The sequence below is a fragment of the Arthrobacter sp. 05T442 genome, assembly GCF_056395945.1.
This window is the reverse complement of the sequence record NZ_JBFTKM010000020.1, coordinates 1-24,112: the sequence shown is the minus strand read 5'-3', so window position 1 is coordinate 24,112 and position 24,112 is coordinate 1. Positions and strand designations below refer to the sequence as shown.

The 24,112-nt window shown below is 67.9% G+C and carries 19 protein-coding genes; 5 read left to right on the top strand and 14 right to left on the bottom strand.

Going from position 1 to position 24,112, the window contains the following annotated elements; translation table 11 throughout:
- Nucleotides 1-74: 74 nt before the first annotated feature.
- From dxs to AC1DES_RS16370, 4 genes are all read right to left on the bottom strand, one after another.
- On the bottom strand, nucleotides 75-2,048 hold the full coding sequence (gene dxs / locus AC1DES_RS16385) for a 1-deoxy-D-xylulose-5-phosphate synthase (protein WP_476896767.1): 1,974 nt from the start codon (nucleotides 2,046-2,048) through the stop codon (nucleotides 75-77).
- Between the two features lie 152 nt (nucleotides 2,049-2,200).
- Nucleotides 2,201-5,014 carry an aconitate hydratase gene (locus tag AC1DES_RS16380; RefSeq protein ID WP_476896766.1) on the bottom strand — a complete coding sequence of 938 codons (2,814 nt, stop codon included), beginning with the start codon at nucleotides 5,012-5,014 and terminating at the stop codon, nucleotides 2,201-2,203.
- A gap of 167 nt (nucleotides 5,015-5,181) precedes the next feature.
- Nucleotides 5,182-6,525: a class I SAM-dependent RNA methyltransferase gene (locus AC1DES_RS16375; RefSeq protein ID WP_476896765.1), complete on the bottom strand. Its 1,344-nt coding sequence runs from the start codon at nucleotides 6,523-6,525 to the stop codon at nucleotides 5,182-5,184.
- Complete coding sequence (locus tag AC1DES_RS16370; RefSeq protein WP_476896764.1) at nucleotides 6,522-8,498, bottom strand: APC family permease; 1,977 nt, start codon at nucleotides 8,496-8,498, stop codon at nucleotides 6,522-6,524. The genes AC1DES_RS16375 and AC1DES_RS16370 overlap by 4 nt, the downstream gene beginning before the upstream one ends.
- A gap of 155 nt (nucleotides 8,499-8,653) precedes the next feature.
- On the opposite strand from AC1DES_RS16370, the gene AC1DES_RS16365 reads away from it, so the two are divergent.
- Both AC1DES_RS16365 and AC1DES_RS16360 read left to right on the top strand, forming a co-directional pair.
- Nucleotides 8,654-9,325 carry a potassium channel family protein gene (locus AC1DES_RS16365; RefSeq protein WP_476896763.1) on the top strand — a complete coding sequence of 224 codons (672 nt, stop codon included), beginning with the start codon at nucleotides 8,654-8,656 and terminating at the stop codon, nucleotides 9,323-9,325.
- On the top strand, nucleotides 9,326-10,069 hold the full coding sequence (locus AC1DES_RS16360; protein WP_476896762.1) for a potassium channel family protein: 744 nt from the start codon (nucleotides 9,326-9,328) through the stop codon (nucleotides 10,067-10,069).
- Nucleotides 10,070-10,089: 20 nt separating this feature from the next.
- On the opposite strand, the gene AC1DES_RS16355 is transcribed toward AC1DES_RS16360, so the two are convergent.
- The 4 genes from AC1DES_RS16355 to dut all read right to left on the bottom strand — a co-directional run bounded on the left by AC1DES_RS16355 (nucleotide 10,090) and on the right by dut (nucleotide 12,708).
- Nucleotides 10,090-10,851 (bottom strand): DUF3159 domain-containing protein, encoded by a 762-nt coding sequence (locus tag AC1DES_RS16355; RefSeq protein WP_476896761.1) that lies wholly within the window; start codon nucleotides 10,849-10,851, stop codon nucleotides 10,090-10,092.
- Nucleotides 10,848-11,288 carry a hypothetical protein gene (locus tag AC1DES_RS16350; protein ID WP_476896760.1) on the bottom strand — a complete coding sequence of 147 codons (441 nt, stop codon included), beginning with the start codon at nucleotides 11,286-11,288 and terminating at the stop codon, nucleotides 10,848-10,850. Before AC1DES_RS16350 ends, AC1DES_RS16355 begins: the two co-directional genes overlap by 4 nt.
- Complete coding sequence (locus AC1DES_RS16345; RefSeq protein ID WP_476896759.1) at nucleotides 11,281-12,015, bottom strand: DUF3710 domain-containing protein; 735 nt, start codon at nucleotides 12,013-12,015, stop codon at nucleotides 11,281-11,283. Before AC1DES_RS16345 ends, AC1DES_RS16350 begins: the two co-directional genes overlap by 8 nt.
- Before the next feature lie 180 nt (nucleotides 12,016-12,195).
- On the bottom strand, nucleotides 12,196-12,708 hold the full coding sequence (dut, locus tag AC1DES_RS16340; RefSeq protein WP_476896758.1) for a dUTP diphosphatase: 513 nt from the start codon (nucleotides 12,706-12,708) through the stop codon (nucleotides 12,196-12,198).
- A 108-nt stretch (nucleotides 12,709-12,816) separates the two neighbouring features.
- Between dut and AC1DES_RS16335 the strand changes: the two genes are divergently transcribed.
- Nucleotides 12,817-13,302: a DUF3093 domain-containing protein gene (locus tag AC1DES_RS16335; RefSeq protein WP_476896757.1), complete on the top strand. Its 486-nt coding sequence runs from the start codon at nucleotides 12,817-12,819 to the stop codon at nucleotides 13,300-13,302.
- Here AC1DES_RS16335 and AC1DES_RS16330 read toward each other — a convergent pair.
- On the bottom strand, nucleotides 13,299-13,598 hold the full coding sequence (locus tag AC1DES_RS16330) for a DUF4193 domain-containing protein (protein ID WP_018772415.1): 300 nt from the start codon (nucleotides 13,596-13,598) through the stop codon (nucleotides 13,299-13,301). The genes AC1DES_RS16335 and AC1DES_RS16330 overlap by 4 nt on opposite strands.
- Before the next feature lie 322 nt (nucleotides 13,599-13,920).
- Here AC1DES_RS16330 and sepH point away from each other — a divergent pair, with 322 nt between their 5' ends.
- A complete protein-coding gene (sepH, locus tag AC1DES_RS16325; protein ID WP_476896756.1) occupies nucleotides 13,921-15,297 on the top strand; it encodes a septation protein SepH in 1,377 nt (458 codons plus the stop codon).
- Nucleotides 15,298-15,365: 68 nt separating this feature from the next.
- On the opposite strand, the gene AC1DES_RS16320 is transcribed toward sepH, so the two are convergent.
- The 3 genes from AC1DES_RS16320 to AC1DES_RS16310 all read right to left on the bottom strand — a co-directional run bounded on the left by AC1DES_RS16320 (nucleotide 15,366) and on the right by AC1DES_RS16310 (nucleotide 20,231).
- On the bottom strand, nucleotides 15,366-16,643 hold the full coding sequence (locus AC1DES_RS16320) for an alkaline phosphatase family protein (protein ID WP_476896755.1): 1,278 nt from the start codon (nucleotides 16,641-16,643) through the stop codon (nucleotides 15,366-15,368).
- A gap of 16 nt (nucleotides 16,644-16,659) precedes the next feature.
- Nucleotides 16,660-17,403, bottom strand: coding sequence for a DUF5998 family protein (locus AC1DES_RS16315; RefSeq protein ID WP_476896754.1), 744 nt, complete (start codon nucleotides 17,401-17,403; stop codon nucleotides 16,660-16,662).
- 125 nt (nucleotides 17,404-17,528) lie between these two features.
- Entirely contained in the window at nucleotides 17,529-20,231 is a 2,703-nt protein-coding gene (locus AC1DES_RS16310; RefSeq protein ID WP_476896753.1) for a bifunctional acetate--CoA ligase family protein/GNAT family N-acetyltransferase, read from the bottom strand.
- Between the two features lie 67 nt (nucleotides 20,232-20,298).
- Between AC1DES_RS16310 and AC1DES_RS16305 the strand changes: the two genes are divergently transcribed.
- The gene (locus AC1DES_RS16305; RefSeq protein ID WP_476896752.1) at nucleotides 20,299-22,839 is read left to right on the top strand and encodes a DNA gyrase/topoisomerase IV subunit A; all 2,541 of its coding nucleotides are present in this window, start codon (nucleotides 20,299-20,301) and stop codon (nucleotides 22,837-22,839) included.
- Between the two features lie 124 nt (nucleotides 22,840-22,963).
- On the opposite strand, the gene AC1DES_RS16300 is transcribed toward AC1DES_RS16305, so the two are convergent.
- Both AC1DES_RS16300 and AC1DES_RS16295 read right to left on the bottom strand, forming a co-directional pair.
- Nucleotides 22,964-23,347: a VOC family protein gene (locus AC1DES_RS16300; RefSeq protein ID WP_476896751.1), complete on the bottom strand. Its 384-nt coding sequence runs from the start codon at nucleotides 23,345-23,347 to the stop codon at nucleotides 22,964-22,966.
- 272 nt (nucleotides 23,348-23,619) lie between these two features.
- Nucleotides 23,620-24,112, bottom strand: a 493-nt coding sequence (locus tag AC1DES_RS16295) for an HNH endonuclease (RefSeq protein WP_476896750.1), incomplete at its 5' end; no start/stop codon positions are given.

Here is a 24,112-nt window from a genome sequence, read left to right as displayed (position 1 = left end):
CCTTCCTGGACCGTCCCGCGACGGCACCTTTTCAGTGCTGGCGCGGGAGGGTGTTTGATACGTGGACGTGCCGGCTACAGCAGCGGCAGGCTGCCGGTGCTGGGGTGTTCCTGGCCGGGCAGGGGGCGTGCAAACGGCACCTTGGTCCCCAAAACCTGCGCGACGACGTCGTGGGTGACCTGCTGGGCGGTCAGTCCGACGCGCTCCAGCACCTCGCTGCGGGTTCCGTGGTCCAGGAACGCGACCGGAAGCCCGACTTCGTTGAGGGCCGTGTCGACCCCGGCGGCCCGCATTTCCTGGCGGATCCGGGAGCCGACGCCGCCGGCGCGCACACCGTCCTCGATGCAGATGACGAGGCGGTGGTGCGAGGCGAGGGCGATGACGGATTTGGGGACCGGCAGGACCCAGCGGGGGTCCACCACCGTGGAGCTGATGCCTTGGGCGCCGAGCCGGTTCGCGACATCGAGTGCGAGTTCGGACATCGCGCCGACGCTGACGATCAGGACGTCGTTTTCCGTCGAGCCGGCCGGACGGCGGGCGAGTACGTCAACTCCGTCGCTGAGCCGTTCGAGGGCTTCGACTTCGGCACCGACGCTGCCCTTGGAGTACCGGATCACGCTCGGTGCGTCCTCGATGGCCACGGCTTCGCGCAGCTCCTCCCGGAGCCTCGTGGCATCGCGGGGTGCGGCGAGGTGCAGGCCCGGGACGATCTGGACCATGGCCATGTCCCACATGCCGTGGTGGCTGGCGCCGTCGGGCCCGGTGACTCCGGCCCGGTCCAGGACGATCGTTACCCCTGCTCTGTGCAGGGCCACGTCCATCAGCAGCTGGTCGAAGGCGCGGTTCAGGAAGGTCGCGTAGACGGCGACGACGGGGTGCAGTCCCCCGAAGGCCATGCCGGCGGCAGAGGTCAGGGCGTGCTGTTCGGCGATGCCGACGTCGAACACGCGCTCCGGGTGGCGCGCCGCGAACTTGTGCAGCCCGACGGGGATCAGCATGGCGCCGGTGATGCCCACGATGTCTTTGCGTTCATCGGCGATGTCGGCGATCTCGTCGGCGAAGACGGAGGTCCAGGACTGGGCGCCGCCGGCCTCGGTCGGCACACCGGTCTCTGGGTCGATAATCCCGACGGCGTGGAACTGGTCCGCCTCGTGGGCTCGGGCCGGCGCGTAACCGTGGCCCTTCTCCGTCATGGCGTGCACGATCACGGGTCCGGCGTAGTTCTTGGCCGTGGACAGGGCGTGCTCCATGGCCTGGAGGTTATGGCCGTCCACCGGACCGATGTACTTCATGCCGAGGTCCTCGAACATCCCTTGCGGGGCCCACCAGTCCTTGATGCCCTTCTTCATGGCGTGCAGGCTCTTGTAGGTGAACTGCCCGACGGGGCCGCCGTCCTGCAGTTTCCGCTTCCACCATTCCAGGGTGCCTTCGTAGGCGGGGGCGGCGCGGAGGGAATCGATGGTGGGCCGCAAGGACGCGAGGTAGTCGGCGAAGCCGCCGACGGTGGGCGCGTAGGACCGGCCGTTGTCGTTGACGACGATCACGACGCGGCGCTTCTTGTCCGCGGCAATGTTGTTGATGGCCTCCCAGGCCATGCCTCCGGTCAAGGCGCCGTCACCCACGACTGCGATCACGAAGCGGTCGCCGTCGCCGGTCAGCTGCCGGGCACGGGAGATACCGTCCGCCCAGGACAGCGACGAGGACGCGTGCGAGCTCTCGACGATGTCGTGCTCGGATTCGCCGCGGTCAGGGTAGCCGGACAGGCCGCCCTGCTGGCGCAGGGTGCTGAAGTCCTGGCGGCCGGTGAGGAGCTTGTGAACGTAGGACTGGTGTCCGGTGTCGAAGACGATGCTGTCACGGGGGGAATCGAAGATCCGATGGACGGCGATGGTCAGTTCCACGACGCCGAGGTTCGGCCCGAGGTGACCTCCCGTCTGGGAGACGTTGCCGATCAGGAAGTCCCTGACCTCGGCTGCCAGCTGATCCAGCTGCGCCGCGGACAACTTGCTCAGGTCCTGCGGATTCCGGATTGTGTCCAAGATTCCCAACGGCCCCTCCTTCGGGTGGTAGACATGCCGTTTAACTCTAACGCCTCGGGACCAGCCTGGGCGCCGGAACGCAAAAGACCCCGGCCGGTCATGGACCGGCCGGGGTCTTTCGCCTGGCTTTTGCGTTGCCTGATCCGCCCTGGGGCGTTCCGCTAGTGAGCGGAGATCTGGCGCAGCACGTACTGCAGGATGCCGCCGTTGCGGTAGTAGTCGGCTTCGCCCGGGGTGTCGATGCGCAGGACCGCATCGAAGGACGTGACCGAACCGTCTTCGGCTGTGGCAGTGACCTTGAGGGTCTTCGGCGTGGTGCCTTCGTTCAGGGCGGTGACGCCCTCAACAGCGAAGGTTTCCGTGCCGGTCAGCCCAAGGCTGGCAGCGTTCTGGCCGGCCGGGTACTGCAGCGGCAGGACGCCCATGCCGATCAGGTTGGAGCGGTGGATGCGCTCGTAGCTCTCGGCGACGACGGCCTTGACGCCCAGGAGCGCGGTGCCCTTGGCAGCCCAGTCGCGGGATGAGCCGGAGCCGTACTCCTTGCCGGCCAGGACCACCAGCGGGGTGCCGGCAGCCTGGTAGTTCTGGGCGGCGTCGTAGACATAGGCCTGCGGGCCGTCCGCCTGGGTGAAGTCCCGGGTGAAGCCACCCTCGACGCCGTCGAGCAGCTGGTTCTTGATGCGGATGTTCGCGAAGGTGCCGCGGATCATGACCTCGTGGTTGCCGCGGCGTGAGCCGTAGGAGTTGAAGTCCTTGCGTTCCACACCGTTGGCGAGCAGGTACTGCCCGGCGGGGGTGTCCGACTTGAACGAACCGGCCGGTGAGATGTGGTCCGTGGTGACCGAATCGCCGAGCTTGAGCAGCACGCGGGCGCCGGTGATGTCCGTGACCGGATCCGGCTGTGCCTTCATGCCCTCGAAGTACGGGGGCTTCCGGACGTAGGTGGACTTGGCATCCCAGGCGAAGGTGTCGCCGGCCGGGGTGTCGAGTGCCTTCCAGCGGTCGTCGCCGTCGAAGACGCCCTCGTAGCCGCGGGCGAACATCTCCTTGTCGATCGAGGAGTCGATGACCTGCTGGACCTCGACCGGGTTCGGCCAGATGTCCTTCAGGAAGATGTCGTTGCCGTCGGCGTCCTGGCCCAGGGCGTCGGCGTCGAAGTCGAAGTCCATGGTTCCGGCCAGGGCGTAGGCAATGACCAGCGGCGGGGAGGCCAGGTAGTTCATCTTCACGTCCGGGTTGATCCGGCCTTCGAAGTTGCGGTTACCGGAGAGCACCGCGGTGACGGAGAGATCGTTGGCCTGGATGGCCTCGGAGATCTCGGCGTCGAGCGGACCGGAGTTGCCGATGCAGGTCGCGCAGCCGTAGCCGACGATGTAGAAGCCAAGCTTCTCCAGGTAAGGGGTCAGGCCGGACTTCTCGTAGTAGTCGGTGACGACCTTGGAGCCGGGGGCGACCGAGGTCTTGACCCACGGTTTGGAGGCCAGGCCCTTGTCGACGGCGTTGCGGGCCAGCAGGGCGGCGGCCAGCATCACGGACGGGTTGGACGTGTTCGTGCAGGACGTGATCGAGGCGATCGAGACCGCTCCGTGGTCGAGCTCGAACTCGCGGCCGTCTGCGGTCTTGACGCTGACGGCGTTGGACGGGCGGCCGTTGGACTTTGGTCCGTGGGCGTGGGGGGCCACGTCTGCCAGGTGGGTCGCGGAGGCGGTGAACGACGGCGAGTCCGACGCGGGGAAGCTCTCGTCGATCGCTTCGTCCAGGCTGCCGTCGGCGAGGTCTTCCTTCACGTAGTTGCGCAGGTCCTCGCGGAACTGGGCCTTGGACTCGGTGAGGATGATGCGGTCCTGCGGGCGCTTCGGGCCGGAGATCGACGGAACAACCGTGGACAGGTCCAGCTCGAGGTACTCGGAGAACTTGATCTCATGCGAGGGGTCGTGCCAGAGGCCCTGTTCCTTGGCGTAAGCCTCGACGAGGGCGACGTTCTGGTCGGACCGGCCGGTGAGGCGCAGGTAGTCGAGGGTGACGTCGTCGATCGGGAACATGGCTGCCGTGGAGCCGAACTCCGGGCTCATGTTGCCGATGGTGGCGCGGTTGGCCAGCGGCACAGCCGCGACGCCTTCGCCGTAGAACTCCACGAACTTGCCGACCACACCGTGCTTGCGCAGCTGCTCGGTGATGGTCAGCACGACGTCGGTGGCGGTGGCGCCGGCCGGGATGGATCCGGTCAGCTTGAAGCCAACGACGCGCGGAATGAGCATGGAGACGGGCTGGCCGAGCATGGCAGCCTCGGCCTCGATGCCGCCGACGCCCCATCCCAGCACGCCCATGCCGTTGACCATGGTGGTGTGGGAGTCGGTGCCGACGCAGGTGTCGGGGTAGGCACGGAGGGCTCCGTCAACCTCTCGGGTCATGACGGTGCGGGCCAGGTATTCGATGTTGACCTGGTGCACGATGCCGGTTCCCGGCGGGACGACCTTGAAGTCGTCGAATGCCGTCTGGCCCCAGCGCAGGAACTGGTAACGCTCGCCGTTGCGCTGGTATTCGATCTCCATGTTGCGCTCCAGTGCGCCGGAGTTGCCGAAAGCGTCGATCTGGACCGAGTGGTCGATCACCATTTCGGCCGGTGCCAGCGGGTTGACCCGCTTGGGGTCGCCGCCGAGTTCCTTGACGGCCTCACGCATGGTGGCAAGGTCCACTACGCAGGGCACGCCAGTGAAGTCCTGCATGATCACGCGTGCCGGCGTGAATTGGATTTCAGTGTCGGGCTCGGCGCTGGGGTCCCAGCCGGCCAGTGCGCGGACGTGGTCGGCCGTAATGTTGGCGCCGTCCTCGGTCCTCAACAGGTTTTCAAGCAATACCTTGAGGCTGAACGGAAGGTTTTCTGCACCTTCGACGGAGTTCAACCGGAAAATTTCGTATTCGGTACCGGCTACATTAAGTTTGCCTTTTGAACCGAAGCTGTCCACAATGCTCATTCGCAGGACTCCTCTCGCAACAGTTTCATCTTTGCCGCGCCGCTGAACCCTTGCTAGTTAGGTCACCCTAACCAGCACAAGAATCAGTACAAAAGGTGTACGGATTGCGTGGGATCAGCCGTGTTGATGGAGCGCGACGACGGACTACTCCGCCCATCCTAGTAGTTTCAGCGCCCCGGAGTCAGTAGCGCCACAGTCTCCATGTGGTGGGTGTGCGGATACAGGTCAAAGGCCCGCAGCCCTGCCAGGCCCCAGCCACCCTGCTGGAAGTAGCCGAGGTCGCGGGCAAATGACGCCGGATCGCAGGAAACGTACGCGATGGCCCGGGGTCCGGCTCCGATCAGGTGGCTCACGACCGCCTTGCCGGCACCGGCCCGGGGCGGGTCCAGGACGAGGGCGTCGAAGCTGCGCGGCTTCTCCCGCAGCACCCGTTCCACCCGGCCTTGGACGATCTCCACCTGGGCGGCGTCGTGCAGGTTCTTGCGCGCATCGCGGCTGGCGCCGGGCGAGCCTTCGATCGACAGCACAGATCCAGTCACACCCACGGCATCGGCCAAAGGTGCGGTGAAGAGCCCGGCGCCGGCGTAGAGGTCGCCCACCACGGCCCCCGGCGCCACGTAACCGCCGTCGCGCAGGAATCCGGTGACGGCGCCCACCAGGGTGTCGGGGGCATCCCGGTGGATCTGCCAGAAGCCGTCGCCGGTGACGCGGTATTCGTGGCCGGCCGCGGCTTCCTGGACGTACGTGCGTCCGCGCAGCTGCAGCACCTCGCCCTTGTCAGCGTCGAAGCGCGCCACGGAGACGTCGTCGGGCAGCTGGGCGAGGATGGCGCTGAGGCGCTTGGCGCGCGTTCCGGCGGCGGGGACCAGGAGCACGAGCGGACGCGAGCCGTTGGCCGGGGCCGCGACCTCGACGCGTTCAATCCCCTGCAGGTCGATGTCCCACAGCCGGAGGGCGTTGATGCCGTCAGCAGCCAGCGGCATCCCGCGAACGGGGAGGACGGTGTCGGAGCGGTGGGCATGCATACCGAGCTTGCCGCCCGGCGTGACGGCGAAGCCGGCGCGGGTCCGCCAGCCGAGGCCGGCAGCCGTTCCCGGCGCGGCGTCGTCGCCCACGCCTTCCACCACGGTGTCGCGTTCGACGCCGGCGAGGCGCCGCAGCTGTTCGGCCAGGACCTCGGCCTTGAGGCTGCGCTGGCGCTCCAGCGAGATGTGGCCCAGTTCGGCGCCGCCGACGGGAGGGTGGCGGTGGGACCAGGAACGCGCCGAATCCGCCAGGTCCCAGAAGTGTGGCACCCGGTCCGGAGAGGGCTCCAGCACCTCCACCACGTCGGCCCGCCAGAATTTGGCCGCGGCGCCGTCGTCGGTCAGCCGGACGCGGACCTTCTCGCCGGGGATCCCGTGCCGGACGAACACCACGCGTCCTTCGTGCCGGGCGACGCAGTGCCCGCCATGGGCCACGGGCCCGACGTCGAGGACGAGATCGGTGTGGGCGTGCGTATCGGTGCTCATCGGATGTCCTGGAGTCTCTTGGCTTCTTCGGAAGATTTCAGCTGCCACGGCACGCTGGCCACCATGACGCCCGGTTCGAAGTGCAGCCGGGTCTTGATGCGCAGCGCGGTCTGGTTGTGGACCAGCTGTTCCCACCACTTGCCCACCACGTACTCGGGGATGTACACGACGATCAGGTCACGCGGGGAGTCGCGCCGCATGTTCTTGATGTACTCCATGATCGGGGTCACCGTTTCCCGGAACGGGCTGGCGAGCACGGTCAGTGGCACCGGGATTTCCAGCTTCTCCCAGTCGGCGAGGGTCTGCTCGGTCTCCTCGGGGCTGATGTCCACGGTGATGGCGTCCAGCCGGGACGGGCGCGAGGCCCTGGCGTACGCGAGTGCGCGCAGAACCGGCTTGCGGACGTGCGAGACCAGCAGCACCGCGTGCACCCGGCTGGGCAGGGCCCGCGGCGAGGAGTCCTCGTCGACGGCGAGTTCCTTGGCGACGTTGTCGTAGTGGGCCCGGATGCTCCACATGATCAGGAACAAGATGAACATCGCCAGCAGCGCAATCCAGGCGCCTTGCTGGAATTTCGTGATCAGCACGATCAGCAGGACAAGTGCCGTCATCCCGAAGCCCACGCCGTTGATGATGCGGGATTTGATCATGTGCAGGCGGGCGGCCGGATCCTTGGCGAGCTTCAGTTCCCGTCCCCAGTGCCGGACCATGCCCAGCTGGCTCATCGTGAAGGAAATGAAGACGCCCACGATGTAGAGCTGGATGAGCTTGGTGACGTCAGCGTTGAAGGCGACGATCAGCACGAGGGCCCCGGCAGCCAGTGCCAGGACGCCGTTGCTGAAGGCCAGGCGGTCCCCGCGGGTGCGCAGCTGCCGCGGGAGGTAGCCGTCCTGGGCCAGGATCGAGCCGAGCACCGGGAAGCCGTTGAAGGCCGTGTTGGAGGCGAACACCAGGATCACGCCCGTGGCTGCGACCACGATGTAAAAGGGGATGGATCCAACGCCGAAGATGGTCTGGGCGATCTGGCTGATGGCGGGATTCTGGATGTAGTCCTCGGCCAGCGGCTGGCCGTTGAGGAGGAATTCCTTGGCCGGGTCGCCGACGATGTGGACCTTCGTGGCATTCGCCAGGTAGATGATACCGGCGAGCATGGAGGATGCGATCACGCCGAGCAGCAGCAGTGTGGCGGCCGCGTTCTTGCTCTTGGGCTTCTTGAAGTTGGGCACGCCGTTGCTGATGGCCTCAACGCCTGTCAGCGCCGCCGCGCCGGAGGAGAAGGCCCGGAGCAGCAGGAATGCGCCGGCCAGCCCTACCAGGCCCTCGTCGAAGCCGGCCTGCGGCACGATCGTGAACGCGGCCGACGGAGCTTCGCCCAGGTGGCCGGTGGCGGCCTGGAAGATGCCGACGGCCGTCATGCCCAGGATGGAGGCCATGAAGATGTAGGTCGGCACGGCGAAGACGCTGCCGGCCTCCTTGATGCCGCGCAGGTTCACCAGGGCCAGGAGGACGACGCCGATGGTCGCGATCAGCGCCTGCTGGCCGTGCAGTGACGGGATGGCCGTGGTCAGGTAGGCGGCGGCCGAGGACATGGACACGGCGACGGTGAGCACGTAGTCCACGAGCAGGGCGGCCGCGACGGTCAGGCCCGCGTACTTGCCGAGGTTGACGTTGGCGATTTCGTAGTCGCCGCCGCCGGACGGGTAGGCGTGGACGTTCTGGCGGTAGGACGCGACGACGGTCAGCAGGACCACCATGACGGCAAGGCCCACCCACGGCGAAACGGCCACTGCGCTGACGCCGGCCAGGGCCAGGGTCAGGAGTATTTCATCGGGCGCGTATGCCACGGAGGACAGCGCATCCGAGGCAAAAATGGGCAGCGCGATCCGCTTCGGCAAAAGGGTGTGGGCCAGACGGTCGTTCCGGAAGGGCCTGCCTACCAGCACCCGCTTCACGGCATTGAGAATTGTCAGCACTAGACAAAGTTAGTCTGATTCGGACGCGATGTCATGACGGGGAACTGGACCGGGCCGGCTGCATGGCCCTGCCGCCCGTGGGCTTGGCTTCGCGGCGGCCCGTGGCCGGTAGAGTTTTACGCGGTATCAGATTCATTCGATTTGAGGAGGAACGTGTGGCGCACTTCGTGATCATGGGTTGCGGCCGTGTGGGGGCAACCCTGGCGCACACGCTCGAGGACGCAGGCCATTCGGTGGCCATCATCGACCAGGACGACCGTGCCTTCCGGCGCCTGCGGACCGGTTTTGCGGGCCGCAAAGTCACCGGCGTCGGCTTCGACCGGGAGACGCTGAAGCGGGCAGGGGTCGAAGAGGCCTATGCCTTTGCGGCTGTCTCCAGCGGCGACAACTCCAACATCCTGGCCACCCGGGTAGCCCGTGAGACGTTCCATGTCCCCCACGTTGTGGCCAGGATCTATGATCCGGGACGCGCGGAGATCTATCAGCGCCTCGGCATCCCCACAGTGGCCGCGGTGCGCTGGAGCGCCGACCAGGTGCTGCGCCGGATCCTCCCCGAACAGCACATCGCCGGCGACTTCCGGGAGCCCTCGGGCAGGCTTGTCCTGGCCGAAGTGGAGCTGAACCCGGACTGGATCGGGCACCCGGTGACGTCGGCCGAGAAGGCCGCGGGCATCCGGGTCGCGTACCTGACCCGGTTCGGCGAAGGCATGCTGCCCGTGGCCGGCACCTCGTTCCAGGACGGCGACACCGTTCACGCAATGTTGAACGTGGACCGCAGCTCTGAAGTAGCCCACATTCTTGCCAAGTCCCCCGCCAAGGAGTCCTGAGTGAAAGTCGTCATTGTCGGCGCGGGCAGCGTCGGTTCTTCGATCGCCCGCGAACTGCTGGCCCACAAGCACGAAATCCTGCTGATCGACCTCAAGCCCGAGGTGATTGGCCGCAGCGGACTGCGCGGCGCCCACTGGCTGGTCGGCGATGCCTGCGAGCTGAGCACGCTGCAGGACGCCAAACTCGAGGACGCCGACGTCGTGGTGTCCGCCACCGGTGACGACAAGGTCAACCTGGTGGTCTCCCTGCTGGCCAAGACGGAGTTCGGCGTCGGCAGGACTGTCGGCCGGGTCAACAACCCGAAGAACGACTGGATGTTTGACGACTCATGGGGCGTCGACGTCGCGGTCAACACCCCGCAGCTGATGACCGCCCTGGTGGAAGAAGCGGTGGAAATCGGCGACCTCGTCCGGCTGCTCACGCTCCAGACCGGGGTGTCGTCCCTCGTCGAGTTCACGGTCCCCCACGATTCACACGTCATCGGCCGCACCGTGGGTGATGTCGACTGGCCCGAGGACTCCACCCTGGTCGCGATCCTGCGGGACCAGGCGCCGATCACGCCGAGCCGCGATGACGTGATCGACGGCGGCGACGAGCTCTTCTTCGTGACCACGATCGTGGCCGAAGACGACCTTCGCGCCCTGCTCGCGCCCGAATCCCCCGTTGACGACCAGCACCCGGTGACCTCGGACCAGCACGGTCACGGCGCGCAGCCGGCGGGCGACGACGGCTTCGACGGCTAACCCCCGATTGCGGGAGCCGGCTAGGTGGGCCCGGCTCCGTTTGCGTCCGGCCGCGGGGCAGGCTTGGTCAGCAGCCAGGCAATCCAGATGCCGAGGATGTAGAGCGGGGTGCCCATGAGGAGGCGGGTGGTGGCGAGGGCGGCCAGGCCCTGCTCCCCCATGAAGTAGAGCGGCACCTGCACCACGAGCCGCAGGACCAGCACGGAAACTATCACCCAGGTGCCGAGCCTGTAGGCCCTGACCCGTTTCGGGTCTTTGCGCCATTCAAGGCCCTCGTTGCGGACGAAGCCGAAGAGCAAGCCGGCGATCGGCCAGCGCACGGCCACCGAGATGGACATGGCCACGATGTAGCCGATGTTGGTGAAGAACCCCAGAACGTAGAAGTTCTCTGCCTTGCCGGTCGAGGTGGCCAGCCAGGCGGAGAGTCCGACGCCGATGAAGCCCGCCAGCGCCTGAGTCAGCGGTTTGCGCTGGAGAAGCCGGGCCGCGGTGAAGATAGCGGCCACTGCGAGGGAAGCGACGACGGCCAGCGTCAGGTTCTCCCTGTCGATGGTGAAGGCGATCAGGAAGACCAGGCCCGGCAGGATGCTCTCCGCAATGCCCTGGATGCCGCCGGCGCTCTTGAGAACGTCGATGTTCCCGTCGCTGGTCCGGTGCAGCCCGGCCTTTGCGGCGTATCCTTCGGCCAGCTGGGCCACGGTCGGCTCGCCTGCGTCGGAGTCTTCAGGCTCCTGGGCGACGGGCTCCCGGCTTCCACGCTCGGGATACTCGGGCAAGGTCATTGCTCCTCCTGGCGGGAAAGTATTTCGTAGCGCGGATTGAACATGGTGGGCAGCCCATCGCGCATCGTGACCATGCCCTCCATCCGGAGCTCGGTGCCGGCGTCGACTCCGGGGATGCGGCGCCGTCCCAGCCAGATGACCCGAAGCCGGTCCTTGGGGCCGGACGGCCGCTGCCGCTGCGCGCCGGCCGCCACCCGGTTACTGGGCACGCCGGGGGCCGGAACGCTGAGCACCGGCCCGCTTTTGGCGACGCCAGCCACTCGGGCCTTGGGCGCGGGAGTGTCGTGGTCGATCACGATCGCCATGAACGAAGCTACCTGGACCGCCGGCACGTAGGTCACTGACTCGATGAAGCCGTGGCAGAGCACCCGCCCGCGGTCGGGCAGGTTCCTGACGGAGACCGAGGCGACAGGTTTCTTGCTGGCCGCATCAGCCAATCTGGGTAATCTCCGGTCCGCGTTCTGGCTGTTCCAACTCCGGGGAAGCGGCCGGGGCCGGGGACGGCGCTGCGCTGTCCTTGGGGAGGCGGAGCTGCAGCAGGTCGCGGGGAGGCATCGGGTTATCGCCCCGCACCACCACGATCTGCCGGAAGAGCGTTTCGAGCCCGGCTGCGGCCTCGCGGTCCAGCGCGGCCTCGCCGCCCAGGACACCCCGGAGGAACCAGCGCGGACCGTCGACGCCGATGAAGCGCGCCACCCGGTAGCCCTCGCTGCCGTCGGCACCGCTGGCCGGGAGCTTGGCGAGGAGCTCGGTGCCGAAGTGGCCCTCGATCTCCTCGACCTGGCCGCCCTGGCTGCCGACGGACTGACCGATCTGCTCGCGGATTTCGTTCCAGAGCGTTTCAGAACGGGGCGCCGCAAAAGCCTGCAGCTGGAGGCTGGAGCCTTCAAAGTCCATCGTGACGGCCACGACCCGCTGCGTGGCCTCCTCGACCTCCAGGCGGAGCTGCAGGCCTTCGCGGGGCGCGATCAGCAGTGCGCCGAGATCAACGTAGCCGTCCTGGCTCTCGATTTCCGAGACGTCGAAGGGGCCGGAGGCACGGCGGACGTCTCCTCCGGCGGCATCGCCGGCCGGAGTTCCGGAACCGTTGGCAACAGTCTCCCGGGTTTCCCCCGGCTCCGTCTGCTGTTCCTGCTTGGCTTTCCTGCCACGCCCAAAAACCATGGGGTTGTCTCCTTAGTTGTAATCCTGTGTTGCCGCAGCAGTTGTCATCAGGCGCCATCGGCGACGGCTGTCCACATGGCGCCGGCCTCTTCCGGCGGCCCCTGCCCAAGTACTCCGGCGCTTGTAACCCTGCACTTGAGAGTCCTGCAAAATAATTCCGGGCCGGACGGGAACCTGGGCTCAGGCAGGTGCCCCGAAACCCCCGGTGGACCCGAAGCCGCCGCCTCCGCGGACTGAGCCGTCGAGTTCCTCGACGGGAAGGAACCTGGCGTACTCCACGCGCTGAATGACCATTTGTGCAATTCTATCGCCGCGCCGCAGGTCGATCGCCCGATGGCGGTCCGTGTTCAGCAGTGTCACGGCTATTTCGCCGCGGTAGCCGGCATCAACGGTGCCGGGGGCGTTCACGACCGTCAGCCCGTGCTTGGTGGCGAGGCCGGACCTCGGGTGGATCAAGGCTACGAAGCCGTCGGGAAGGGCAATGGACACCCCCGTCGGCACGAGGCGGCGCTCTCCCGGTTCCAGTACGACGTCCTCGCGGGCGCGCAGGTCCGCTCCCGCGTCGCCCGGGTGCGCGTACGACGGCGGTTCCAGGCCGTCGTCGAGCATTTTCAGCTGCACCGTCAGGGTGGGCGTCCCATACTCGGCAGCGCTTTCGGCGGCTATCTCTACGGCGGTGGTTTCTTCAGTCACAGTCCCTCACTCTAACGCCAGCCCAGGGATCGGCCTAGCGCCGCCCGGGCTGCCCCGTCCTCCTGGCCCCGAGATGAAATAGCCCGGGAAAGATGAAAAGCTGGGCTCATGCCGGAATCCAGTGCAGCTGCGCCTGCCCCCAAGAGCGCCCCCAGTGACGCGACCGTCCTATATAGCGAGAAGCTCTGGCCGAACTTCTGGATCTGGCTGGTCTCGGCGGGACTGTCGAGCGCCGGAATCCTCATGCTGGCGCCCATCAGTATCGCCGCCGGCATTACCGCCGCGATCGTGATGTTCGTCGTCATCTCCGTGCTGCTCATCCTGTCGACGCCGGCCATCACCGTGACCAGGTCAACGCTCCGCGTCGGCCGGGCCACCATTGAACGCGGCTTCGTCGGCACCGCGGCCGCGTACCGCGGCAAGGAGGCCACGGCCGAGCGCGGGACACGGCTCAACGGCCTGGCGTTCCTGTGCATCCGCGGCTGGGTGGACCCGGTAGTCCGCATTGAGATCACCGATCCGTCTGACCGCACGCCGTACTGGTTGACCTCCACCCGGCACCCCGATCAGCTGCTTGCCGCTCTGGCCGCCTAGCCCTCGCAGTCCTTGCAGTACTTCAGGCCGTCCTTTTCGCGGGCAATCTGTGAGCGGTGGCGGACGAGGAAGCAGGAGGCACAGGTGAATTCATCTGCCTGGGCGGGCAAGACCCGCACCAGCAGTTCCTCTCCGGAAAGATCCGCACCGGGGAGTTCATAGCCTTCGGCAAGATCGGATTCATCTTCATCCACCACGGCCGAGGGCTTCTCCGTGCGCCGCGCCTTCAAAGCCTCGATGGAATCCTCGCTGAGGTCCTCTTCGGTCTTGCGCGGCGCATCGTAATCTGTCGCCATTGTTTGTTGCTCACACTCCGCATTCGTTTTGTTGGTTCGCCGTTCGATGGCGCCGCCGGGCTTGTAGCCGTGGGCTTCCGGGAGCGGTTCACCGATGTCAACGCCGGACCCGCGGTTTTTGTGCCCGGCGTGGCGTCATTTTTGCTTAAGCACCTCCGGAAAGCCAGAGTCCAGCGGTCCGGGGTCCCGGCGGACCCCCTCCACCGGCCGAAAAGACGCGGAAAGTCGCGGAAAATCACGGCGCGCCTGCCGTCCTACCCCGAAATACGGCCCGCGGGTGGCAGAGTTTCGCTTGATAGTAATGCCAGGGTGGAGGATTTGTATGCAGGATCTACGGCTTGTAGGCGTCCACGACGACGGGGAGCATCTCCTGTTGAGCGGCACCGGCGGCGAGATGTTCCAGCTGCCAATCGATGAAGCACTTCGAGTGGCAGCCAGCCGGACGTCGGCGAAGGGCGCTTCCGGCGCGGGCGCGCCGCCCGTTGCCATGTCTCCGCGCGATATCCAGGCGCGGATCCGCAGCGGGGCAACGGCCGCCGAGGTGGCGGAGCTCTCCGGCATTCCGCTGGCGAAGGTGCAGCGGTATGAAGGACCCGTCCTTGCCGAGCGCGAGTACATCGCCCAGCAGGCCCGCAAGGTCGAGGTCGCTTCGCCGGCCCCCGGCCACGACGTCTACCGGTCTGTCTTCGGCGACAACCCGGCGTCGCTCAGCGAAATGGTCGAGCACCGCCTGACAGCGCACGGGATTGCACCGTCGACTGTGGAGTGGGACTCCTGGCGCCGCCCTGACGGCAGCTGGAATGTCGTGGCCCGCTTCGAACCAAGGTCCGGCGGCCCGTCCGGCATCGGTGAAGAACCGCCCGCCATGTGGACGTTCAATCCCGCGAGGAAGTCACTGCAGAACGCGAACCGGTGGGCCCAGCAGCTCAGCGAGCTTGAGCCCCTGGACGGTCCCGTGCCGGCACGTCGGCTCTCCGCCGTCTCCGACCGGCCCTTCGACTTTGAAACCGACGCCGATGCCGCCGCCCGCACAGCGACCGCCCAGCACACTGTCATCCAGCAAATGCTGCTCCAGCAGGACCGGATCCACCAGGAGCAGGACGCCGACGGACTGCTGGACATGCTTCGCTCCCGGCGCGGGCAACGACTCGGACTGGACGAAGACGCCGACGACGCCCTTGCACTGCTCCTGACGAACGGCGTACCGGCCGCCCACCCCCGGCCCGCCGAAGTGGCCGAAGCAGCCGACGACGCGGCGCCCGCACCAGCCGAGGCCCGGCCGGGCACGACGGACGCCGAGGACGCCGCTGCACCTTCCGCGGAGACGGCGCCCCAGGCGGACCCCGATGCCTTTGCGCGACGGCGTGACGGCCGGCCCTCCATGCTGTCCCGGCTCACCCTGGCACCCCGCCAGCCGGAGGAGGACGACGCCCTGAAGCTGCACGACGGCGTCAGCACGGACACCCGCGAGATCACCATCACGGCGTCGAAGCTGCGCCCGGTCAACCAGGGTCCGACATCGAGCCCCGGACTGGACGAGCTCCTCGGCGGCGGAACGTCCCGGCGCCAGCTCCGCGACGGCGCCCCGGGAACCCGTGACGAAACCGAAGCAGAGCAACCGGAACGCCAGCCCGCCAAGCCGAAGCGCTCGAGCGTCCCGAGCTGGGACGACATCGTCTTCGGGACCCGCGGCGACTGAGGCCCCGCGGGTTCGGCCCCGCAGCAGGGTTCACCGGCGTTCAGCCGCACTCCCCGTTTGCTGGGAGGTCAGCCCCGCGGGGCCTTCGTGCCCTCGGCCCGGAAGCAGAGCAACGGGACTTCACGCTCCGCTTTCGTCAGCGAACCGTGCTGGCCCACGACGGCCAGCGCGGTAGGCCGGACCCGGCGCGTGTCATAGAGTGCCAGCGCGTCGCGGGCCGCGATCATGACGTCACCGATCCGCCCGGCCACCGCAGGGCGGACGTCACCGAACAGGCCGCCGGCAATCGCTTCGTCACGGGTGAAAGCCCAGATCCGGTCGCCGAAACGGGACCGCCACGCATCCAGCAGCCTTGCCCGTCCGGCGTCGCCCGCGCCGTCTTCGAGGTAGAGGTGGACCATCCGCGGCTCGCCGGCGGTGTGCCGCACGCCGGCGATGAGCTCCGCTTCGGCCGAATAGTCGATCCGCTGGGACTCGGGAACATCAACCATTCCGTGGTCCGCCGTGAGCAGCACGGTAGTGCCCGGCGGCAACGTGGCATTGAGGCGCTTGACGGTCGCGTCGAGTTCTTCGAGCTGGTGTTCCCACTGGGGCGACTGGCAGCCGTACCGGTGGCCGGCCTTGTCCAGTTCGTTGACGTAGAAGTACATCAGCGAGGGTCCGGAGCCGGCCATGGCCTCAGCGGCGGCGCCGGTCCTGGCATGCGAGGTGGTCCCGGTCACGAAGCGTCCGCCCCGGAGCGCGGCCTGGGTCATGGCCGAGCTGCTGAACTGGGGCAGGCTCACGGTGGTGACGTCCACGTGCCCGGCGGCCAGCTCAAATACCGTGGGGAACGGCTGCCACAGCCGCGGGTCCACGCCCGCGTCCCAGTTGCCGAGCATGTTCACCACCCGGTCCTGGTCCGGGTCCAGCACGTCGTAGCCAACCATGCCGTGCTGCCCGGCGGAAAGTCCCGTGCCGAAGCTGGCCAGCGATGCCGCAGTGGTGGACGGGAAGGCGGAGTCCAGGGACACGGGCACTTTTCCCTGGCCGGCCTGCATCACCGAGCGCAGGAAGGGGGTGTGGGCCGTCTTCTGCTTGAGCAGGTTGCGGCCGAGCCCGTCGGCAAGCACGACGCAGACGCGTTTGGCGGGAGGCAGGTCCAGCCGGTTGTCAAAGCCCGGGACGCCGAGGCTGGCCGCGGCGCTGGTGAGCACTTCGGCGATGGAGCGGCTGCCGAATGCCGGGGCCAGCGGCAAGGGCCAGGCACCCGCGGTGGCCGGGGCAGCGGAGGCGGACGGCGGCAGGACGGTGGCTGGCGCGGCTGCCGGACGGGCGGCGACGGGGGCGGAAGGCGGCACGGGCACGCGGACCGGCGCCATCTCAGCGCTGATGGCCGCGGCTGAGGCGGTTCCCGAAGACGCCCATCCGCGGGCGGGGCGGCAGGCCTGGACCGGCGTGCGGGGCCGCGGCGGAAGAACCGGTGTTCACGGCGCGGAGCGCGCGGGCGAAGAGCTTGGCGTCCTGCACGGCCTGCAGTCCGTCGGCTTCGGCGCTGATGCGCAACACGATGTCTTCCTGCGCGATGGTGCCGCTGTAACCGTGGTCGGCCTCGCACTGCGGGTCCCCGCAGCTGGCCGGGCCCATGTCGAGGCGTTGCCCGCCGGACCAGGCGATGGAGAGGGTGAGCTCCCGGACGGGATCGGAGGGCTTGTAATCCTGCGGCTGGGCGTACACATAGCTGAGCACCACGGAGCGGATCTGGGTGACAGGGACGGACTCGGTCGACACTTGGGCGACGGTCTGCTCTCCGGCCTCATCGAGCTGCTGGTCATCGACGTGCGTGATCACCAGCATGTCCTCCGTCAGCACAAGCACGGTGATGTGGCGGCGGACCTCGGCCCGGTCGAAGTGCGTCTCCAGATGCACCAGGTGCGCCACGCAGTCTCGCCCATCCAGCGCGTCCGCAACGACGTCGGCCACAAGCCGGGGGTAGAAACCGGCCTGCTGGAGGGCCCCTTCCAGGCTCTGGCCCTGCGCACTGTGGTCATGGAGGCCGTGGTGGTGCGCGACCTGGCGTCCCGGGACGGGCGCCTGGGGATTTGATGCTGGAGGCTGGAAGGTCATGGTTTCCATTTTCACAGATCGGCCATGGAGTTGCTAACTGCCGGGCCGCCCGCCCGAAGGCATGGCGCCGGCCCGATGCAATGGCGCCGGCCGGTGCCGGGCGGCAGGGGTTTAGCGGCAGGGGTTTAGCGGCGCATTGCGCGCCGGGCACTGTCGGTGCGCTGGGCGGCGTTGGCGATCCGGACGTCGGCCGCCAGGATCGAGGCGCCCTCGGGCCCGGCGAGGACCGGGTTGAATTCGACGAGGGCGATCTCAGGATGGTTGTCCTTGAGCCGGGTCAGCCGGGCCGCCAGGCCTTCCAGTGCCGCGGCATCCACGGCGGGCAGCCCCTGGTAGCCGAAGAGTTTCCGGGAGGCCCGCGGCGCCCGGATGAAGTCGTGGAGGTCGGAGCCGGACAGCGGCGGCACGCGGTGGGCCCAGTCGTCGAGCAGGTTGACGGCATCCCCTGCCAGGCCGAAGGAGACCACCGGCCCCAGCAGCGGGTCCTCTATGGCGCGGAAGGTGCAGGCCTGCCCCACCGGCACCATGGACTGCACCTCGAGGGACGGTGAGCCATAACGTTCCAGGGACTTGCGCATCTGCGCTATGTTGCGCCGCAGCGACGCTGCATCCTGGATGTCCAGCCGCACGCCGCCGAGGTCCAGCCGGTGCCGCAGGGCAGGGTCCGTTGTCTTCAATGCCACCGGCCAGCCGAGCCTGCCTGCCGCTGCCACGGCCTGCTCGGCCGTCTCGAACCCCTCGGACGGGACGACGCGGATGCCGTAACGGGCCAACAGCCCTGCCGCCGGCCCGGCGTCGAGCCGAACGAGCTGCTCGCCTCCCACGTGCTGGAGCAGCTGCTCCAGGTCGGCGCGGGCGGCGGCCGGCTGACAGCCGTCGGGTTCCACGAACAGGCCCTGGTCCCGGTCGAGCCACTGGGCGTAGCGGACGACGGCCGCGAGGGCTGCCACGGCCGCTCCCGGGTTTGAGTAGCACGGTACGGCAGCCGAGTGTGCCGCTGCGGCGTCGTCCGGTCCCACCATACCTTCGACACTGATGGAGGGGTCCAGGATGCCGCTGAAGGCCGCGACCACTGGTTTTCCGGCCGCAGCGGAGCACTCCGCCAGCACGCCGGCGATCTTCTCCACCGTGAGCCCGTGCGCGGGGAGCAACGCGACCACCACGGCGTGGACGGTGTCGATCGTCAGGGTCTCCTGCAGGCTCCGGCGCAGCGCCGGCAGCGCCGTGGACATGCCGGCGTCGAGGTCGACGTCGGAGACGATGCGCTCGACGCCGAGACCCTGCGCGGCCGCGCTGTCAGCGACTACCTTGCCGAGGGCGCGGGAGTTGCTGAAAACGGCGAGTCCCGGACCTGTGGGCAGCGGCTGGCTGGAGACGATCTGGGCGACGTCCATGAGTTGTTCGATCGTCTCGACGCGGATGACGCCGGCCTGGCGCATCATGGCGTCGAGGGCCTCCGGCGGCGCCTGCGTGGTGCGGACGGCGTGGCCGGGCGGAAGGTTCAGGCCCATGGCGTCGGATTTGGCGACGATGACGGGTTTGGTCCGGGCCAGCCGGCGGGCCAGGCGGGTGAACTTGCGCGGATTCCCGATGGACTCGAGGTACAGGCCGACCGCGGTGGTGTCGGCGTCGTCCTCCCAGTACTGCATCATGTCGTTGCCCGACACGTCGGCGCGGTTGCCGGCCGAGAGGAACGTGGAGATGCCTACCCGGCGTCGGCTCGAAGCGGCGTAGAGGGACACGCCGATCGCCGCCGACTGGCTGAAGAGCCCCAGGCCGCCGCGGCGGGCGAGGGAGGGCGCCATCGAGGCGTTGAGGGACACTGCCGTGTTGGTGTTCACAATCCCCAGCGAGGCCGGCCCGATCACCCGCATGCCGTTGGCACGGGCCTGCCTGACCAGTTCGCGCTGCCTCTGGAGTCCGCGGTCGCCGTCGTCCGCGTACCCGGCGGTGGCCACGACGATCCCCTTGACTCCCGCGGCGCCGCAGTCCTCCACGACCTTGGGGACCTCGTCGTACGGGACCGCAATGATGGCGAGCTTGACCGGGCCCGGCACCTCGGAAAGCTTGGCGAAGGACAGCATGCCGGCAAGTTCCAGGGCCTCCGGGTTGATCGCGTAGACCGGGCCGGTGAACCCGCCTTCGATGATGTGTTCGAGCAACTGGTAGCCCACGGTGCCCCATTTGCGGCTGGCTCCAATGACCGCCACGGAGGACGGGGCCAGCAGTTCCTGGATGCTGCGCGCCTCGGCGCGGTGTTCCCGGGACTCCATCACGGCCCGCGACTTGTCCGTGGGGTCGATGTTGAACTCGAGGCTGACGACGCCGTCGTCGAAGTGCCGTTTGACGTCATAGCCCGCGTCGGAGAACACCATGAGCATCTTGCGGTTTTCCGGGAGCACTTCGGCGCTGAATTTGCGGATCCCGTTTTCGCGGGCGGCGGCGGCGAGGTGTTCGAGCAGGATGGAACCGATTCCCCGGCCCTGGTGGGCGTCCGCGATGTTGAACGCGACTTCCGCTTCCTCGGGGTCATCCAGCCGGTCGTAGCGGCCAATCCCCATGATCTCCCCGCCGATGGTGATCACGAGGGCCACCCGGTCCTTGTAGTCCACCTCCGTGAAACGCTTGAGTTCCTTGCCCGAGAGCTTGGACTTGAAAGCGAAGAACCGCATGTAGATGGACTTTTGCGACTGGCCGATGTGGAAGGCCTGGACGGCCTCGGCGTCGGACGGGTGGATGGGGCGCAGATGAGCTGTGCCGCCGTCGCGCAGGACAACATCGGCTTCCCAATATTCCGGATATACGCCGTGCTCGGGCTGATCCACCATAGGCTTAGCCTAGTCATAAACGTACGCAGTACCCGTTCAGCACCCCCTAGAAGGACCTTCCAGCCTTATGGCCCGCCGCCAAACCACGTCCCCCGCAGGGGAAGCCAGCCAAGATTCCGCAGGAATATTCGTAGAAAACATCGTCGATATTGATGTCACTTCCGAGATGGAGGGCTCGTTCCTCGAGTACGCCTATTCGGTGATCTACTCCCGGGCGCTCCCCGACGCCCGCGACGGCCTGAAGCCCGTGCAGCGGCGGATCCTGTACATGATGAGCGAGATGGGCCTGCGCCCGGACCGGGGCCATGTCAAGAGCGCCCGTGTGGTGGGCGAGGTCATGGGCAAGCTGCACCCGCACGGCGACGCGGCGATCTACGACGCCATGGTCCGCATGGCCCAGGACTTCTCGCTCCGGCTGCCCCTCATTGACGGCCACGGCAACTTCGGCTCGCTCGACGACGGCCCGGCAGCACCGCGGTACACGGAAGCCAGGCTGGCGGCGGCGGCGCTGACGCTGACGGACCACCTGGACGAGGACGTCGTCGACTTCGTCCCCAACTACGACAACCAGCTGACCCAGCCCGACGTGCTGCCGGCAGCGTTCCCGAACCTGCTGGTCAACGGCGCCACCGGCATCGCCGTCGGCATGGCGACGAACATGGCCCCGCACAACCTCGTCGAAGTGATCTCCGCGGCGCGGCACCTGATCGAGCACCCGGACGCCACGCTCGAGGACGTCATGAAGCTCGTGCCCGGCCCTGACCTTCCCACCGGCGGCCGGATCGTGGGCCTGGACGGCATCCGGGACGCGTACGCCACCGGGCGCGGGTCCTTCAAGACCCGGGCCAAGGTCGAGATCGAGCAGCTCTCCGCACGGCGGACCGGCCTGGTGGTCACGGAACTGCCCTACATGGTTGGCCCGGAGAAGGTGATCGAGAAGATCAAGGACGCCGTCAACGGCAAGAAGCTGACCGGCATCAGCGACATCGTGGACCTGACCGACCGCAAGCACGGCCTGCGCCTGGTGATCGAGCTCAAGAACGGCTTCAACCCGAACGCCGTGCTCCAGCAGCTCTACCGCTACACCCCGATGGAGGATTCCTTCGGCATCAACAACGTCACCCTGGTGGACGGCCAGCCGCAGACCCTCGGCCTGCTGCAGCTGCTCTCCGTCTACGTGGACCACCGCATCACCGTGGTCCGGCGCCGCACCGCCTTCCGGCTGGGCAAGAAAAAGGACCGCCTGCACCTCGTGGAGGGTCTCCTGGTCGCGATCGTCGACATCGACGAAGTCATCCAGATCATCCGGTCCTCGGACGAGGCGGCCGCGGCCCGGACCCGGCTGATGTCCATTTACGACCTCTCCGAGATCCAGGCCAACTACATCCTGGAACTCCGGCTCCGGCAGCTGACCAAGTACTCCCGCATCGAGCTGGAGAAAGAGCAGGAGGAACTGCGCCGCGAGATCGCCGAACTCGAAGCCATCCTAGGCTCGGACGAACGGCTCCGCGCGCTGGTTTCCACCGAACTGGCCGACATCGCCGAGAAGTACGGCACGCCTCGGCGCACGGTGCTCCTCGAATCCGAGGCGGTCTCCCCCACGGTCGCTGCCGCCCTCGCCGCCGCACCCGGCGCCAAGGGCAAGGCCGCTCCCCTGGCGCTCGAGATCTCCGACGACCCCTGCTGGGCCATCTTGACCGCATCAGGCCAGATCGCCCGAACCGCCAACCAGGACAGCCTCGCCGAGACCGGGCCCCGGACCAGGCACGATGTCTTCTCCTCGGTCGTCAAGACGTCCGCCCGCGGCGAGATCGCGGCCATCACCTCCCAGGGCCGCATGTTGCGCCTGCAGGTGATGGACATGCCCGTCCTCCCGCCGACGTCCGGGACACCGAACATGGCCGGCGGCGTACCGGCCAAGGATTTCATCACGCTCCTGAAGGGCGAATCGCTCGTGGCGTTCGCGCCGCTGGACCAAATACTGGCGGTCGGCACCGCCCAGGGCGTGGTCAAGCGCATCCAGCCGGACTATCCGCTGAACCGCGAGGACTGGGAAGTCATCGCCCTCAAGGACAAGGACACCGTGGTGGGTGTTGCGCCCGCCGCTTCCGACGACGACGACCTCGTCTTCCTGACGCGCCAGGCGCAGCTGCTGCGCTTCAGCGCGGCTGCCGTCCGCCCGCAGGGCCGCACTGCCGGCGGCATGGCCGGCATCAAGCTCGCCGCCGGGGACCGCGTCCTGTTCTTCGGCGCGGCCGCACCGGCGGACACCGCGGCGGTCGTTGTGACCATCGCGGGCACCGAGGGCGCCCTTCCGGGTACAGCTCCTGGCGCCGCCAAAGTCACGGCGCTGGCGGAATATCCGGCCAAGGGCAGGGCCACGGCCGGGGTCCGGGCACACCGGTTCCTCAAGGGCGAGGACACGCTGCTCCTCGCCTGGGCCGGACACGGCCCGGCGAAAGCGTCCTCCCTGGCCGGCGTGGCAAGGTCACTGCCCGGCGAGCACGGGCGCCGGGACGGATCCGGCATCCCGCTTTCACAGGCCATCGACGCCATTGGCCCCAGCATGGCGTGGTTCGGGGAGCCGGGGTCCGGGACGGACGAGTAGCCCCCGGACGCACCTTGTCAGGGAGGGGAGGTCCGGGCGGCGGGTCCGGCCGGGCCCGGGGGGGCGGGTCCGGCCGGGCCCGGGGGGCGGGTCCGGCCGGGCCAGCATTCAGTGAACGGCCTGGCTAGGCCATGTGGTTGAGGTTCAAGATGTTGCCTTCGGTGTCCAGGAACCACGCGGCCAAGCTCCCGTCGGGAGTGGTGGCAATGCCGTCCTCGGTCTTCAGTCCCGGGAAATCGTATTCTTCGAAGACGACTCCACTGGCCCGGAGCTCCGCAACGGCAGCCGGCAGGTCGTCGACCAACCAGCCGATCTGCGTGTTCTTGGCGGTGCCCGCATTGGGTGTCTGATAGAGCAGGAACCCGGTTCCGCCGCCGCACTTGTACTGCAGGTTGTCCTCGGCATCCGGGTTCTCGGGTTCGAGCCCGAGTTTGTCGCGGTAGAAAGCACGCGCACGGGCGATGTCCGCCGCCGGCAGCACTGCGCCGACTTGCTGATCCTTGAGCATGGCTGTTCTCTCTCTTTCCAGGCCCGCCCCCCGGAAGGAATTTTACTCCTCCGACTGCCCGGCGTATCTGCAAAACTGGGCGCGGATTTCCGGCGGCGGCCAGCTGTATTGCGCTCATGGACTTCGCGTTGCCAGGCTTGGGCCAGTGCGCCGCAGCCACTCGATGGATCGGTGTCACTCCCGAGCCGTGGTCACTGTCTGCGGGCCACCACGTGGGAACGCTTTTGTGGAGACGCTGCGGTCATCCGTGGGGTCGTCCCTGCGGGCCGCGGTCACGCGGCCGCGCTGAGGCCGGCGGGTTTGAAGTAGTGGTTGCGGCGGGGGCGTTGCCGGGGGTCGATGTGGGGTGGCGGGATGAACCAGGGGATCCCGGTGCGGAGCTGGATGGTCCAGTGTTCCTTGTGGATCACGTGGTGGTGATGGGAACACAGCAGGGTGCCATTTTCTGTCCCGGAGGTGCCGCCGCGGGACCAGTAGGTGATGTGGTGGGCTTCGCACCACGGCGCGGGGATAGTGCAGCCGGGGAACGCGCAGCCCTGGTCCCGGGCGGTGAGGGCCTTGCGGATATGGGGCGGGAAGACCCTCGAGGCCCGGCCGATGTCCAGGATCCGGCCCCCGCCGCCGAGGACGACGGGGATGATGTCCGCGTCGCAGGCGATCTTCCGGACCGTGGAGGCCGTGACGGGCCCGGTGAACAGCAGGGTCCCCGTGTGCTCGAACGTCCGGCCTGCCTGCCCCGGGCCTGCCTGCTCCGGGCCGCCTGCC

What these genes read in the sequence shown, in the direction of transcription:
- sepH (WP_476896756.1), top strand. Translation starts at nt 13,921, where the DNA reads ATGCAGGATCTACGGCTTGTAGGCGTCCACGACGACGGGGAGCATCTC.
- AC1DES_RS16310 (WP_476896753.1), bottom strand. Translation starts at nt 20,231, where the DNA reads ATGGTGGATCAGCCCGAGCACGGCGTATATCCGGAATATTGGGAAGCC.
- AC1DES_RS16375 (WP_476896765.1), bottom strand. Translation starts at nt 6,525, where the DNA reads ATGAGCACCGATACGCACGCCCACACCGATCTCGTCCTCGACGTCGGG.
- AC1DES_RS16300 (WP_476896751.1), bottom strand. Translation starts at nt 23,347, where the DNA reads ATGCTCAAGGATCAGCAAGTCGGCGCAGTGCTGCCGGCGGCGGACATC.
- AC1DES_RS16315 (WP_476896754.1), bottom strand. Translation starts at nt 17,403, where the DNA reads ATGACCTTCCAGCCTCCAGCATCAAATCCCCAGGCGCCCGTCCCGGGA.
- AC1DES_RS16355 (WP_476896761.1), bottom strand. Translation starts at nt 10,851, where the DNA reads ATGACCTTGCCCGAGTATCCCGAGCGTGGAAGCCGGGAGCCCGTCGCC.
- AC1DES_RS16335 (WP_476896757.1), top strand. Translation starts at nt 12,817, where the DNA reads ATGCCGGAATCCAGTGCAGCTGCGCCTGCCCCCAAGAGCGCCCCCAGT.
- AC1DES_RS16345 (WP_476896759.1), bottom strand. Translation starts at nt 12,015, where the DNA reads ATGGTTTTTGGGCGTGGCAGGAAAGCCAAGCAGGAACAGCAGACGGAG.
- AC1DES_RS16380 (WP_476896766.1), bottom strand. Translation starts at nt 5,014, where the DNA reads ATGAGCATTGTGGACAGCTTCGGTTCAAAAGGCAAACTTAATGTAGCC.
- AC1DES_RS16305 (WP_476896752.1), top strand. Translation starts at nt 20,299, where the DNA reads ATGGCCCGCCGCCAAACCACGTCCCCCGCAGGGGAAGCCAGCCAAGAT.
- AC1DES_RS16330 (WP_018772415.1), bottom strand. Translation starts at nt 13,598, where the DNA reads ATGGCGACAGATTACGATGCGCCGCGCAAGACCGAAGAGGACCTCAGC.